We start from the raw sequence: 13,592 nt of genomic DNA on the forward strand, positions 1-13,592 counted from the left end.
CATTCAGTATCACCTCAGCCCTTGCTGCCCCGTCCCCGTGCCACCCGTCCGCCCTCCAGCGTCCCGCCCTTGTACGGTACGCGTCCAGACGGCACCACCACTGCGGCCTTCTGCACATGCCCCTCCTGATCGTCGAAGAACATGTGGGCGCCGAAGGCCTGCAATACCTCGGCCTTGTTCAGGCCACCGAGGAAGAAGGCTTCGTCCACCGTCACGTTCCAGGTACGCAGGGTGTGGATCACGCGCTGGTGCGCGGGACTGTTGCGGGCGGTGACGATGGCGATGCGCACCGGGCACTGCTTGGGCGGAAACTGTTTCTGGATCGCCGACAGGGCCAGCAGCAGCTTGGCGAAGGGGCCTTCCTTCAAGGCCTTCTTGCGATGTCGTTGTTCATGGCGGGCGAAGGCTTCCAGGCCCTTCTCGGCAAAGATGCGTTCGGACTCCGCCGAGAACAGCACGGCGTCGCCATCGAAGGCGATGCGGATCTGGTTGTCCGGCGCGCTGTAGTCCAGCGGCGCCGCATATAGCTGCGCAGCGGCCACGCCGGCATCGATGGCTTCCTGCACGTCACCGGTATCGCGTGACAGAAACAGGTCGATCTTGAAGGCCTGCAGGTAGGGTGCGGTCGGCCCACCGCCGGTGAAGGCGGCACGGCTGATGTCGAGCTTGTGGGCGGCGATCGCGTTGAAGGCGCGCAGGCCGGTATCGGGCGTGTTGCGCGAGATCACCACCACTTCCACCAGCCGGCGTTCCGGGATCAGTTCATTCAACTGCAGCAATGCCTTGACCAAGGGGAAGGCCGTGCCGGGTTGCAGCGGATCGTTCTCGTGGGCGCGCTGGTAGTCGGCGTAGGTCTCGACGCCTTGCTGGTCGTAGATGGCGTTTTCCACCTCCAGGTCGAACAGGGCGCGGGAGGAAATTCCGATGACGAGCTTGTCCGAGAGATCGTAGGGCATGCGGCGAATCCGTAGCGGGAAACCATCGATTGTAGAGCCAGCCGCCCGGCGATGCTGCTATGGCTCAGATATTCACATTCTTGATGTCTGGAGCCAACGGCTGGATATAACACTGCAATTTCTTTCATCTCCTTCAAATTTTCACAAAAATGGGGTATTACTCCGCGTAAAGAGAAAAAATCGGATTGCCGGCCTCAAAATAAATTTGTATGATGACCGGATAACCCGACGATAAAACGACCGCGAGACAGCATGTTTCAGAAAATCCCCGCCCAGGCCCTGAGCGACACGGTAGCCCGGCAATTGCTGGAAAACATCGATGCCGGCGCTTTCCCGCGTGGCAGCAAGCTGCCGACCGAAGCGGTACTGGCCCAGCAGTTCGGCGTCAGCCGCACGGTGGTACGCGAGGCCATTGCGCGGCTCAAGCATGAGGGCGTGGTCGAGCCCCGTCAGGGAAGTGGGGTGTTCGTCACCGAGCAGGCCGGCATCAAGCCGCTGCGCATCGACTACACCGAAGTGAGTTCGCCTGATGCCGTGCTGCAGATTGTCGAGCTGCGCCGCGCCATCGAGGCTGAAGTCGCGGCGCAGGCGGCCAAGCGTCGCAGTGCCGAGGATCTGCGCGCCATCGACGATGCGCTGGCGCAGATCGGTGCCGATGTCGCTGGCGGCGGCGACGGCGTGGCGGCGGATGTGGCCTTCCACCGGGCGCTGGCGCAGGCCACCCGCAATCCCTACTTCATCAAGACGCTGGAATTCCTGTCGCAGTACCTGGAGGCGGCCACGGCGGTCACCCGGGGCAACGAGGCCCGTTATGAGGACTTCTCGCGCCAGGTGCGTGAAGAACATGAAGCCATCGTCGAGGCGATTCGTGCCGGCGATGAAATGGCTGCGCGCAATGCTGCTCAGACCCACATGTTCAACGCCGCGCGTCGCCTGAGTCAGGGCCAGGCCTGAAGCCGGCGGCGTCAGATGAGCCGCACGTAAGAAGCAAACAAGCAGCAAACAAGCAGCACATGATTCGATGACCTGGCGGGGACTTCCCTCCAGACAAAGTTGGAAATACGGACGCCGGCACGAGCCGGCGTCGCATCATCAACCCGGCGCAACGTCCTGCCCTCATTCATCGGCAGCGGCGCCAACAACGCGGAGGCAATTATGTCCAGGAATGTAGGTGTGATCGGTTTGGGTGCCATGGGTTATGGCGTGGCCAGCTCGCTGTTGCGTGCCGGCTTCAACGTGCATGCCTGTGACGTGCGCAAGGAAGTCCTGGACAAGTTCGCCGCCGCCGGTGGCGTGGCCTGCGCCAATCCGGCCGAGCTGGCCAAGTCGGTGGACGTGGTCATCACCCTGGTGGTCAATGCCGCCCAGACCGAGACCGTGCTCTTCGGTGACAACGGTGCCGTGGAGCAGATGAAGCCGGGCAGCGTGGTCATCTCCAGCGCCACCGTGGCGCCGGACTTCGCCATCGAACTGGGCCAGCGCCTGGCCGCCAAGGGCCTGCTGCTGCTGGACGCGCCGGTCTCCGGTGGCGCCGCGCGTGCCGCCTCGGGCGAAATGACCATGATGACCTCCGGCCCCGCCGAGGTCTATGCCAAGATCGAAGACGTGCTGGCTGGCATGGCCGGCAAGGTCTACCGCCTGGGCGATACCCACGGCATCGGCTCCAAGGTCAAGATCATCAACCAGCTGCTGGCCGGCGTGCACATCGCCGCCTCTGCCGAAGCCATGGCCCTGGGCCTGCGCGAAGGCGTCAATCCGGATGCACTCTACGACGTCATCACCCACAGCGCCGGCAATTCCTGGATGTTCGAAAACCGCGTGCCGCATATCCTCAATGGCGACTACACCCCGCTGTCGGCCGTGGACATCTTCGTCAAGGACCTGGGCCTGGTGCTCGATACCGCCCGCCGCAGCAAATTCCCGCTGCCGCTGTCGGCCGCTGCCCACCAGATGTTCATGATGGCCTCCACCGCCGGTCATGGCGGCGAGGATGACTCGGCCGTCATCAAGATCTTCCCGGGCATCGACCTGCCGCCGGCCAAGGCCAAATAAGTCGTCGGCAAGACGCCGTCACCACCACAGAATCGAGGAGCTTCCATGTCCCAATCCCGACCCTTGCTGGGCTGCATCGCCGATGATTTCACCGGCGCCACCGACCTGGCCAACATGCTGGTGCGCGGCGGCATGCGCACCGTGCAGACCATCGGCGTGCCCAGCGAAATGCCCGGCGTCGCTGCCGACGCACTGGTGATCGCGCTGAAGTCGCGCACCGTGCCGGCCGCCGAGGCCATCGAACAATCGCTGGCCGCGCTGCGCTGGCTGCAGCAACAGGGTTGCACGCAGTTCTTCTTCAAGTACTGCTCCACCTTCGACTCCACCGACGAAGGCAACATCGGCCCGGTCACCGACGCGCTGATGAAGGAGCTGGGCGTGGACTTCACCATCGCCTGCCCGGCCTTCCCGGAAAACGGCCGCACCATCTATCGTGGCTACCTGTTCGTGGCCGATGCGCTGTTGAATGAATCGGGCATGGAAAACCATCCGCTCACGCCCATGACCGATGCCAACCTGGTGCGCGTGCTGCAGCGCCAGACCGAGTCCAAGGTCGGCCTGGTGCGCTACGACACCGTGGCCCGTGGCGCGGCGGCCACCCAGGAGCGCTTCACCGCGCTGCGCACCGAAGGCGTGAAGATGGCGATTGCCGATGCCGTCTCCGACAAGGACCTGTTCACCCTCGGTGAGGCCTGCGCCGAACTGAAACTGATCACTGGCGGCTCCGGCGTGGCCCTGGGCCTGCCCGAGAACTTCCGCCGTGCCGGCCTGCTCACCGCCGCCGGCGAAGCCGCGCAACTGCCCAAGGTCGATGGCCTGTCGGTGGTGCTGGCCGGTTCTGCCTCCAAGGCGACCAATGCCCAGGTGGCCGAATGGAAGGCCAAGCGTCCGGCCTTCCGCATCGATCCGCTGGCCCTGGCCCGTGGCGAAGACGTGGTGGCCCAGGCCCTGGCTTTTGCCGACGAGCGCATCAAGAACGAACCGGTGCTGATCTATGCCACCGCCACCCCTGACGAAGTCAAGGCGGTGCAGAAGGAACTGGGCGTGGCCAAGGCCGGCCATCTGGTCGAGCAGGCGCTCGCCAGCATCGCTGCCAGCCTCAAGCAGCGTGGCGTGCGCCAGTTCGTGGTGGCCGGTGGCGAGACCTCCGGCGCAGTGGTACAGGCGCTGGACGTGCGGGCGCTGCGTATCGGCCCGCAGATCGATCCGGGTGTGCCGGCCACGGCCACGCTGGATGAACAACCGGTGGCACTGGCCCTGAAGTCGGGCAATTTCGGCAGCGTCGATTTCTTCGAAAAAGCACTGCGCTACCTCGACGGGAAAACCGCATGAGCCAGGAAAGCCAACTGCGCGAAGAGATCTGCCGCATCGGTGCTTCGCTGTACCAGCGCGGCTACACCGTAGGCTCGGCCGGCAACATCAGTGCCCGTCTCGACGACGGCTGGCTGATCACGCCAACCGACGCCTGCCTGGGCTACCTCGATCCGGCCGCCATCGCCAAGGTCAATGCGGCCGGCGAATGGGTTTCGGGCGACAAGCCCTCCAAGACACTGGTACTGCATCGCGCGATCTACGACAACAATCCCGAGATGCATGCCGTGGTGCACACGCACTCCACGCATCTGGTCGCGCTGACCATCAACGGCGTGTATAGCGAGCAGGACGTGCTGCCGCCGATCACGCCGTACTACGTCATGAAGGTCGGCCACATCCCGCTGATCCGCTACGCCCGCCCGGGTGCACCGGAAGTGGCCGAGCAGGTCGCCAGGATCGCCACCAGCGTGCGCGGCGTGCTGCTGGAACGCCTCGGCCCGGTGGTCTGGGAGAGTTCGGTGTCCAAGGCCGCCTTCGCGCTGGAAGAACTGGAAGAAACCGCCAAGCTGTGGCACCTCGCCGGTGGCCGCGCCACGCCGCTGGAAGAGCCCGCGCTGCAGGATCTGCGCGATACCTTCAAGGCGCGCTGGTAGGCCAGGCGATTTCAGGCAGGTCCGGACAAGTTTGCGCAAGTCCGGGCCAGTCCAAGGAAGCTCGCGCCACCCAACAGCAACAACGCAATCATGGCGGCCATTGGATGGCCGCCATGCCCTGCCTGCGCCCATCGTCAGGAGATAGGTGCAGGAATGGGACAAGAAAGCCGGCGCAAGACCGGTCCATCAATGCCGGGCACCAGCCTCTTGTACAAGCAGATGCTGGCGCTCCGATTGAATCCATAAATTGCCCGTCAGACCACGGGCACCAAGCAACCAGCGGCCGCAGCTGCAGCCGCGACACTCTTAGGGAGATGTAACACCATGACCACCGCAAGCAATACCGGCGTCGGACTCGACGTCAACGACAAGACCAAGGACGGTCTGTACAAGAAAGTCTTCTGGCGCATCATGCCCTTCCTGATGCTGTGCTACGTGATCGCCTACCTGGATCGCGTCAACGTCGGCTTCGCCAAGTTGCAGATGTCGCAGGACCTGGGCTTTTCCGAGACCGTCTTCGGTCTGGGCGCGGGCTTGTTCTTCATCGGCTACTTCCTCTTCGAAGTGCCCAGCAACATCCTGATGCACAAGGTCGGCGCGCGCATCTGGATCGCCCGCATCATGATTACCTGGGGCATCCTCTCTGCGGCCTTCATGTTCGTGCAGAACGCCACCCAGTTCTACATCCTGCGCTTCCTGCTGGGTCTGGCCGAGGCCGGTTTCTATCCCGGCATCATCCTGTACCTGACCTACTGGTTCCCTTCGCACCGTCGTGCCAAGGTGATCGCGGTGTTCATGTCGGGCATCCCCGTGGCCGGTATCCTGGGCAACCCGCTGTCGGGCTGGATCATGGATGCCTTCCACAACAATGGCGGCCTGGAAGGCTGGCAGTGGATGTTCCTGATCGAAGCCATTCCCGCCGTGCTGATCGGCGTGGCCACGGTCCTGTATCTGGACAACGACGTCAAGAGCGCCAAGTGGCTCAGTGACGACGAAAAGAAGTCCCTGCAGGCTGACATCGACGGTGACGCCAAGGGCAAGGAGAGCAAGCACGGCTTCGGCGCCATCGTCAAGGATGCGCGTGTCTGGCTGATGTGCCTGATCTACTTCTCCTTCGTGATGGGCCAGTACGGTCTGACACTGTGGATGCCGACCCTGGTCAAGGCCACCGGCGTGAAGGGCAACCTGGAAATCGGCCTGCTGTCGGCCATCCCCTTCGGCTGCGCCATCATCGCCATGAACCTGATCGGCCGTAGCGCCGACCGCATGCGCGAGCGTCGCTGGCACCTGGTGATCCCGGCCCTGATGGGTGGTGTGGGCTTCGTGGGCGCCGCCCTGTTCGCCGACAACACCGCTGTGTCGATCGCCGCTCTGTCGCTGGCTGCCGCTGGCGTGCTGACCTGCGCGCCGTTGTTCTGGTCGCTGCCGACCTCCTTCCTGTCGGGTGCTGCTGCTGCCGTCGGTATCGCCGCCATCAACTCGGTGGGCAACCTGGCCGGTTTCGTCAGCCCCTACCTGATCGGTTACTTCAAGGACCTGACCCAGAGCAATGCGACCGGCATGTACATGCTGGCCATCATGCTGGTGGTAGGTTCGGTCGCCACCCTGATGACCAAGCCCAGCGTGGTCAACAAGTAATGTGATGTCCCGTTCGAAGCCCGCATGCCTGTGCCTGCGGGCTTTGACGTTTTCTGCACCGTCGGTGTCGGCGCGGCGATCCGCGTTCGCGCTACACTGGCCCCCTTCGTTATCAAGGAGAACCCGATGCTGCGTTTTGCCGCCAACCTGAGCATGATGTACGTGGAACACGATTTCCTGGACCGCTTCGCCGCCGCCGCCAAGGATGGCTTCTCCGGCGTCGAGTTCCTGTTCCCCTACGACTATCAGCCGCAAGAGATCAAGTCGCGCCTGGAGGCCAACGGCCTGACCCAGGCGTTGTTCAATGCGCCTCCGGGCGACTGGGCTGCTGGTGAGCGCGGCATTGCCTCGCTGCCGGGCCGCCAGGATGAATTCAAGCGCAGCATCGACACCGCGCTGGAATACGCCGCCGTGATCGGCAACCAGACCCTGCACGTGATGGCCGGCCTGATCAAGCCTGATCAGGATCGCGCACAGCATCGCGCCGTGTACCTGGACAACCTGTCCTACGCCGCGCACCAGGCCGAGTCCGCCGGCCTGACCGTAGTCATCGAGCCGATCAACACCCGCAACATTCCCGGCTTCTTCCTGAACCGCCAGGATGATGCGCAAGCCATCTGCGCCGAAGTGGGCGCGCCCAATCTGAAGGTGCAGTTCGACTGCTACCACTGCCAGATCGTCGAGGGCGATGTCGCCGTGAAGCTCAAGCGCGACATGCCCGGCATCGGCCACATCCAGATCGCCGGTGTGCCGGAACGTCACGAGCCGGACGTGGGCGAGCTGAACTATCCCTACCTGCTCAAGCTGATCGACTCGCTGGGTTACCAGGGCTGGATCGGTTGCGAATACAACCCGGCTGGCGCCACTTCGGCCGGCCTGGGCTGGCTGAAGGCCCTGGCCGAACAGGGACTGACGACGCTGAAGAAGTAGGTGCCCGGGCGCCCGCAAGTCGGGCGTCGACGCAACAGAATGCCGCCCGGTGTTGTGCCGGGCGGCATTTTTTGTTGATGGTCAGAGGGTTCAGGCGGAGGGCTGACTTCGCGCAGCCCCGGTCTTGGCGGGACCCTTTTCTTCATCGGCCTTCCGCGGTCGGGGCTTGGCGACGGAAGACTGAGTCGACGTTGATTTCCTGATGGGCCTGCCTTTCGTCGCAGGCTTCGCGGGTTTGGAAGCGGCAGGTTTTCTCGTTTTGCGAATTGCCCGCGCAGGGCTGATGCTCAAGCGGATGCCAAGTGCGCCCAGCAGGCGCAGGATCGTTCCCAGCCTCGGTTCGGCGCCCGGCTTCAGGGTCTTGTAGAGGCTCTCCCGTCCCAGCCCGGCCTTGCTGGCAACTTCCGCAATGCCGCGGGCGCGGATGACGTCACTGAGTGCGGCCATCAGGAAGGCAGGATCGTTCTCTTCGAAGGCGGCTTCGAGATAGGCGACCATTGCCTGGTCGCTGTCGAGATAGTCCACCGGATCGAACACGGAGACTTGCAGATCCCCGCTGTTGAATTTCCGACTTGTCATGCTGGCTCCCTTGATGTCCTGGCCGAATCACTTCTTCCTGAGTTGCCGCCAGAGTTCCCTGGCTGCCAGAATATCGCGCGCCTGAGAAGACTTGTTGCCGCCACATAGAAGGAGATAGGTTATCTCTCCTTCGCGGGCGAAATAGACACGATACCCAGGGCCATACGCTATCCGCATTTCACTGACGCCATCGCCAACAGATTCGCAGTCGCCGAGGTTACCCTGTCCCGCACGTACGATGCGGGCCACGATTCGCGAACGCGCCCGCAGGTCCTTCAGACCGGCCAGCCACGTCTTGAACTTTCCGGTTTCCTTGATGGTATACATCGACGGCAGCCTGGTCCTTGAACGCGATATCGCGCGCAATTGTATCCATATGGATACTTCGCTGCCGAAGCGCCATGTTACCAGAAGCGGAAAATCGTGAAATGACGAGCTCGCACGCCGGCGTCGTACCGGTCGTACGCAATACGGAAGGGGAAGAAGAGGCGTTGGTGGAGCAGAAATTCAGAACAGATCGATTTCCCCACCCACCGGCTTGGCCTGCAGCTTGGAGGCATATTCGCGTTCGCGGCTGGCCAGGTCGGCGCCCGCGTCCTTGATCTTCTTGACCAGCACCTTGCCGCTGCGGGGGAAGAAGTGGACCTTGCGCGGCCAGATGTCGTTGAGGTCTTCGGCCACCACGCGGATTTTTTCAGCCGAGAGGAAGCTCCTGACGAAGGCGGCATTGCGTTCGCCGACATTCATCGCGTTCATCCCGCGCAGCACCGCACCACCACCGAAGACCTTGCATTCCAGGTTTTCGCGGCGGGCGCCGGCCTTGAGGACGTCGTTGATCAACACTTCCATGGCATAGGTGCCGTAGCGCATCGAGGCCGAGACGGGGCTATCGGCCTCACCTCCGCTATCGGGCAGCATGAAGTGGTTCATCCCGCCCACGCCGCTGACGCGGTCGCGCAGGCAGGCAGAGACGCAGGAGCCCAGCACGGTGACGATCATCATGTCGGCGCCGGTGTAGTAGTACTCGCCCGGCAGGATCTTGGCGGTTTCGCAGTCGAAGGCCCGGTCGTGATAGACGTAGGAAGCGAAATTCTCCGGCTTGTTGATGACGGTCTGCATACGGGCCCCTGATTGTTTTGTGTCATCCCGGTGAGGGATGGTGACTGTTGTTGCAGTTCCCATTGTCAGCCAGGCATCGCCCTCCCGGTATCGGGGATTTCCCTAGAGTCAGCGCTGGCGGCCCGGAGTCTTTGCTCCCGCACAGGGCAGCGGCGCTCGCAGCAGGCTCGGCCAGAGAGCCGGCCAGTCGCTCTCGTGCCCCATGCCCGGAACGACCTGCAGGGCGGCGCAGGGAGCGGCCTGCGCCGCGAAGTCACGGGCGATGGCGGTGGGGACGACGCGATCATCGGCACCGCTGAAGTGACGTTGCGGAATATGCGCCACCTGCGGCGCCACGTCGATGGGATTGAGCGAGCGGGGCATCTGCGAAACCTGGTGCCAGCGGTTCACGGCTACGTGATCCAGATTGCCCGCCACGGTACGGATGGCGGCGACATCGTGACGGCGCGCGGCCAACAGCACCGCGATCGCGCCGCCGCCCGAGTAGCCCACCAGTTCCAGCCGCGCCGGCCTGAGGCGCGCCACGTACTGGCTCAGCGCTGCGTCCATGGCATCGATCACCTCGGGGGCATAGCGCAGATCGGTCCAGTAGGCCGGGCGGCAGGCCGGATTGCGCGCCATCGGCGTGAACTGGCAGGGACGTGCCAGGTAGAGCAGTGCCGCCTGGTCATCGCTGGCCGCCAGTTGCAGGCCCATGGCCTCGTGCGGGGTCGGATCGGGCGAGACCTGGGTACGACTGAGCCAGGCACGGCCATCGCCTTCGATATACACGCGCAGCACGGTCGCATGGGGCCGCGCCTGCACGTAGGTGGTCAGCACGAAGGGGCCGGCGCTGACTTCCTGGCGCTGCAGGGCGGCGCGCGACGCCACGGCATCGGCATGTTGCAGCGGATCGCCGGCGCAGCCGGCCAGCGCCGCCGCCAGGCCGGCCAGGGGAAGATAGCGATGCAGCAGACGGGAAATGGAGGGAGGGCGCATGCGGCGATTGTCGCCCGAGTAAAAACGGCCCGCAAGCGTGGGCTGCGGGCCGTCTGCAGGGTTGCGCCGGATCAGAACAGCCAGCCCACCCGTGCCGTCAGTTGATGCATCAGCGCGCGGTCGCGGATTTCGGCGTCGTAGCCGAGCGTGCCATAGCTGCCCTGGCTGCCGTTGAAACGATAGCTCACCCCCACTTGCACGGCGTCGCGGTTGGGCGCGGCACTGGCGGTGGTGAAGCTGGGGCCGCCGGCCACGAAGCTGGCGGTGACATCGGGATTACCGGCCAGCTCACGCAGGTAGCGTGCGCGCAGTTGCAGGCGGTCGCCGTTTTCGTTGACACGGTTCAGTTCCACGCCCAGCGTCGGCTGCACGGAATTGGCATTGGTCGCGCCCACGTTCTGCGCCAGCGCTGCGTTGCCGCTCTCGGTATAGCCCTGGTTGGCCAGGTGCGACAGGCGCAGGCCCGCCAGCCAACGGCCTGACCAGGTCTGGCTGATGGCAAAGGGCAGGCCGGCTTCGACCCGTGCGCCGAGCTGCCAGCCGTTATAGCTGCCGTTCACCTTCTGGCCCAGGAAGTTGATGGCGCGCTGGCTGCTGTAATGATTGCCGCCTACCATGAGCGAGCCGTCCAGGGTCCAGCCGCCCATGTCCAGGCCGACATAGCCGCCCACATTGACGGCGTTGACGTCGACGTCGTTGCCGCTGGCGTTGTCGTTGCCACGGGTACCGGCGCGGGTATAGCCCAGCGTGAGGCCGGCCACTTCGCGTGCGGAGAGGTCGGTTTCCAGGCCAGCCGCCATGCCGTAGGCGTTGATGTCGTAGCCATCGGCGCCGGCACGCGGATCCTGCCTGCCCCAGGCGCCCAGGCCTTGCAGCCAGACGCGGCTGCGGGCAGCTGCTTCACCGGTGGAGATGCCGCTGCCGCGCTTGCCATCCATCCCGCTGGCGCTGGCGACCTGGCTGTCATTGCGGGCGCTATCGATGCGTCCGGACACCGCCGAGAACACGCTGCCCATGGCCACCTGTGCCGCCTGCTGGCTGGCACGATTGGTCTCGGGCTGCAGTTGTCGCACCGCGCTGCGATAGGCGCTTGCAGTGGGCAGCGCATCCAGCGAGGCCAGCAGCGATTGCACCTGTGCGTTGTTGCTGCTGTTGCCCAGTGCATCCAGGGCACGGCCCAGCGGACTGCCGGTGACATCGCTGACGCTGCTGGTGCGCTGTGCGCTGAGGATCAGGTCATTGCCGCTGAGCTGCAGGCTGTAGTTCAGCGTGGCCGTGTTGGCCACCTGGAGTTGCGACACATCGCCCGACACGCCGCCGGCCGCCGACAGGATGGTCCAGCGCGCACTGTTGGGAACATAGGTCTTGACCACCGGCTGCACGGTGGCGCCATTGACCAGCGTGGCGCGACCGGCGGTGACGATCTGGTCGGCCTGCGGACCGGCCACGCCCACCTGCAGGGTCGCGCCACCGCCCAGCGAGAAATTGCCGCCGACATTGATCTTGCGCACCGCCGCGCCATCGGCCGCCTGGAACACGCCATTGACGGCCAGGTTGCCGCTGGTGCCGAAGGCGCCATTGACCTGCAGCACGGCGCCCTGGTTGACGGTCATGTTGCTGACCGTGCCCAGGTCATAGTTGAAACGCGTGACGCCATCGCGCACGACGAAGTTCTCGAAGCCCGACAGCACACCTGCCGCAAAGGTCTGGGTGCCACCGGTGGTGAGGGTGTCGGTACCGGCGCCGCCGTTGATGGTGCCGATCACGGTGCCACCCAGCAATTGCAGCGAGTCGTCGCCGTCGCCCATGTCGATGGCCATGCCGTTCTTGCCTTCGATGCGGCCGTAGTTGATCAGGGTGTCGTTGCCACCGCCCATCTGCACCGCCGCGCCCGGTGTGGTGCTGCCACCCTGGCCGGTCAGCGTGGCCTGGGCGCCACCGGTGATGACGCCGCTGGCATTGTTGATCAGGGTGTCGTCGTAGTTGCCCACCAGGCCGACTGCCACACCCTTGTTGCCGATGATGCTGCCGTCGTTGACGATGTAGGCCTTGCTGCCATTGACGCTGCTGGTGCCGCGCCCGGTGGTGTTGCCGTTGTTGTAGGTGATGAGCGGATTGCTGGCATCCTTGGACCAGTCATTGCCGTCGTCGATCAGGATGCCGTGCGCATCGCCATAGATCACCGCGCCCGCATGGTTGATCACCGTGCCGCCGCCAGCGGCCACGCCATCGGCGCCATTGGGCTGGCCGGTGGAATCCAGACCACCGGCGCCAGTGCCGCGAATGCTGCCCCAGTTTTCGATATAGGCGGTACCGTCGATGTCCACGCCGTCACCGTCGCCATTGCTGGTGGTGGCACCGTTGCCCAGCACGTCATACACGCGCCCGCTGCCGGCATAGTTGCCGACGATGGTGCCGTAGTTGAAGACCACGCCGTGACTGTCGAAACCGACGCCCGAACCGTTATTGCCGGTGATGACGCCGCTGGCCTGGTTGATCACCACGTTGTTGCTGATGGTGACATTGCTGCGCGTGCTGCCGTCGGCATAGGTGGCATCGAAGCTGATGCCGGTGGTGGTGAGGTGCGGGGTGAGCTGGATGGCATTGGCCAGGTTGTTGTCCGGCGTGGCGGCGACCGGATCGCCACCATCGATGCCATGGCGCGCGCCGGTGATGCTGCCGTAGTTGACTACGACGGCATTCTTGATGCCGTCATCGATGGAGATGCCATCGGCCGCCTTTGGTGGCGAACCGCTGGCGCAGGCGCTGAGGTAATCCGGGCAGGAGGTGTTGACCGGGCTGGTGGTGAAGATACGCCCATAGTTGGTCAGCAGGATGTTCGAGCCCATCTTGATCGCGGTCGAGCTCGACGAACTGATGGTGGCGCTGCTGTTGGTGGCCGAGCCGTTGACGATGGTGTTGCCGGTCGTGGAGTAGTCACCGTTGGCATTGATCGCGTAGTTCTTGCCGTTGTCCGCATTGGTCGGCGTCGGCCCGGTCTGCGAGATGGTGCCGAGGTTGACGATGGAGAAGCTATCGCTGCCCTTGCCGATCAGGATGGTCGGCGTCTTGGACGCGCTCGACGAACTCGTGATCACCCCGCCCAGCGCATTGTTGAGGATCAGGTTGACCTTCTTGTTGTTGATGCTGATGGCCGACAGACCGCTGGTCTGATTGATCGTGCCGGCGTTGTTGATGGTGACGTTGGAGAGGTTGTCGTTGTCCTGCGAGGTCTTGATGCTGGCCGCGCTGCCCGAGGCCAGCGTACCGCCGGCATCGACGGTGATGCTGTCGCTGCCGTTCTTGGTCAGCGTCTTGGCCGTGGTGTCGGTGGTGCCGTTGCCGACCGTGTAGTTGGCCGCGTGGGCGGGAG

The 13,592-nt window shown here is 64.3% G+C and carries 12 protein-coding genes; 6 read left to right on the forward strand and 6 right to left on the reverse strand.

What is annotated here, in order from left to right; all coding sequences use genetic code 11:
• Positions 1-14 precede the first annotated feature (14 nt).
• Positions 15-956, reverse strand: coding sequence for a 5'-nucleotidase (locus VE092_RS20785; RefSeq protein ID WP_324879851.1), 942 nt, complete (start codon positions 954-956; stop codon positions 15-17).
• A 252-nt stretch (positions 957-1,208) separates the two neighbouring features.
• Between VE092_RS20785 and VE092_RS20790 the strand changes: the two genes are divergently transcribed.
• The 6 genes from VE092_RS20790 to otnI all read left to right on the forward strand — a co-directional run bounded on the left by VE092_RS20790 (position 1,209) and on the right by otnI (position 7,543).
• Positions 1,209-1,910 (forward strand): FadR/GntR family transcriptional regulator, encoded by a 702-nt coding sequence (locus VE092_RS20790; protein WP_006461461.1) that lies wholly within the window; start codon positions 1,209-1,211, stop codon positions 1,908-1,910.
• A gap of 201 nt (positions 1,911-2,111) precedes the next feature.
• On the forward strand, positions 2,112-3,008 hold the full coding sequence (gene ltnD, locus VE092_RS20795; RefSeq protein WP_324879852.1) for an L-threonate dehydrogenase: 897 nt from the start codon (positions 2,112-2,114) through the stop codon (positions 3,006-3,008).
• A gap of 45 nt (positions 3,009-3,053) precedes the next feature.
• Positions 3,054-4,340 (forward strand): 3-oxo-tetronate kinase, encoded by a 1,287-nt coding sequence (gene otnK / locus VE092_RS20800; RefSeq protein ID WP_077236127.1) that lies wholly within the window; start codon positions 3,054-3,056, stop codon positions 4,338-4,340.
• On the forward strand, positions 4,337-4,975 hold the full coding sequence (locus VE092_RS20805) for an aldolase (RefSeq protein WP_006461464.1): 639 nt from the start codon (positions 4,337-4,339) through the stop codon (positions 4,973-4,975). Before otnK ends, VE092_RS20805 begins: the two co-directional genes overlap by 4 nt.
• A 324-nt stretch (positions 4,976-5,299) precedes the next feature.
• On the forward strand, positions 5,300-6,613 hold the full coding sequence (locus VE092_RS20810) for an MFS transporter (RefSeq protein ID WP_324879853.1): 1,314 nt from the start codon (positions 5,300-5,302) through the stop codon (positions 6,611-6,613).
• Between the two features lie 126 nt (positions 6,614-6,739).
• Positions 6,740-7,543, forward strand: a complete 804-nt coding sequence (otnI, locus tag VE092_RS20815) for a 2-oxo-tetronate isomerase (protein WP_077236125.1) — start codon at positions 6,740-6,742, stop codon at positions 7,541-7,543.
• A gap of 90 nt (positions 7,544-7,633) precedes the next feature.
• Here otnI and VE092_RS20820 read toward each other — a convergent pair whose 3' ends face one another.
• The 5 genes from VE092_RS20820 to VE092_RS20840 all read right to left on the reverse strand — a co-directional run.
• The gene (locus VE092_RS20820; RefSeq protein WP_324879854.1) at positions 7,634-8,122 is read right to left on the reverse strand and encodes an addiction module antidote protein; all 489 of its coding nucleotides are present in this window, start codon (positions 8,120-8,122) and stop codon (positions 7,634-7,636) included.
• A 27-nt stretch (positions 8,123-8,149) separates the two neighbouring features.
• Entirely contained in the window at positions 8,150-8,449 is a 300-nt protein-coding gene (locus VE092_RS20825; RefSeq protein ID WP_324879855.1) for a type II toxin-antitoxin system RelE/ParE family toxin, read from the reverse strand.
• A 180-nt stretch (positions 8,450-8,629) separates the two neighbouring features.
• Positions 8,630-9,241, reverse strand: coding sequence for a chemoreceptor glutamine deamidase CheD (gene cheD, locus VE092_RS20830; RefSeq protein WP_324879856.1), 612 nt, complete (start codon positions 9,239-9,241; stop codon positions 8,630-8,632).
• A 108-nt stretch (positions 9,242-9,349) separates the two neighbouring features.
• Entirely contained in the window at positions 9,350-10,219 is an 870-nt protein-coding gene (locus tag VE092_RS20835) for an alpha/beta hydrolase (protein WP_324879857.1), read from the reverse strand.
• 71 nt (positions 10,220-10,290) lie between these two features.
• The coding region (locus tag VE092_RS20840; RefSeq protein ID WP_324879858.1) for an autotransporter domain-containing protein at positions 10,291-13,592 on the reverse strand (3,302 nt) is incomplete at its 5' end.

The sequence above is a fragment of the Herbaspirillum sp. genome, from assembly GCF_035644555.1.
In the GTDB taxonomy this organism is placed as follows: Bacteria; Pseudomonadota; Gammaproteobacteria; order Burkholderiales; family Burkholderiaceae_D; genus Herbaspirillum.

What these genes read in the sequence shown, in the direction of transcription:
- VE092_RS20785 (WP_324879851.1), bottom strand. Translation starts at nt 956, where the DNA reads ATGCCCTACGATCTCTCGGACAAGCTCGTCATCGGAATTTCCTCCCGC.
- VE092_RS20790 (WP_006461461.1), top strand. Translation starts at nt 1,209, where the DNA reads ATGTTTCAGAAAATCCCCGCCCAGGCCCTGAGCGACACGGTAGCCCGG.
- ltnD (WP_324879852.1), top strand. Translation starts at nt 2,112, where the DNA reads ATGTCCAGGAATGTAGGTGTGATCGGTTTGGGTGCCATGGGTTATGGC.
- otnK (WP_077236127.1), top strand. Translation starts at nt 3,054, where the DNA reads ATGTCCCAATCCCGACCCTTGCTGGGCTGCATCGCCGATGATTTCACC.
- VE092_RS20805 (WP_006461464.1), top strand. Translation starts at nt 4,337, where the DNA reads ATGAGCCAGGAAAGCCAACTGCGCGAAGAGATCTGCCGCATCGGTGCT.
- VE092_RS20810 (WP_324879853.1), top strand. Translation starts at nt 5,300, where the DNA reads ATGACCACCGCAAGCAATACCGGCGTCGGACTCGACGTCAACGACAAG.
- otnI (WP_077236125.1), top strand. Translation starts at nt 6,740, where the DNA reads ATGCTGCGTTTTGCCGCCAACCTGAGCATGATGTACGTGGAACACGAT.
- VE092_RS20820 (WP_324879854.1), bottom strand. Translation starts at nt 8,122, where the DNA reads ATGACAAGTCGGAAATTCAACAGCGGGGATCTGCAAGTCTCCGTGTTC.
- VE092_RS20825 (WP_324879855.1), bottom strand. Translation starts at nt 8,449, where the DNA reads ATGTATACCATCAAGGAAACCGGAAAGTTCAAGACGTGGCTGGCCGGT.
- cheD (WP_324879856.1), bottom strand. Translation starts at nt 9,241, where the DNA reads ATGCAGACCGTCATCAACAAGCCGGAGAATTTCGCTTCCTACGTCTAT.
- VE092_RS20835 (WP_324879857.1), bottom strand. Translation starts at nt 10,219, where the DNA reads ATGCGCCCTCCCTCCATTTCCCGTCTGCTGCATCGCTATCTTCCCCTG.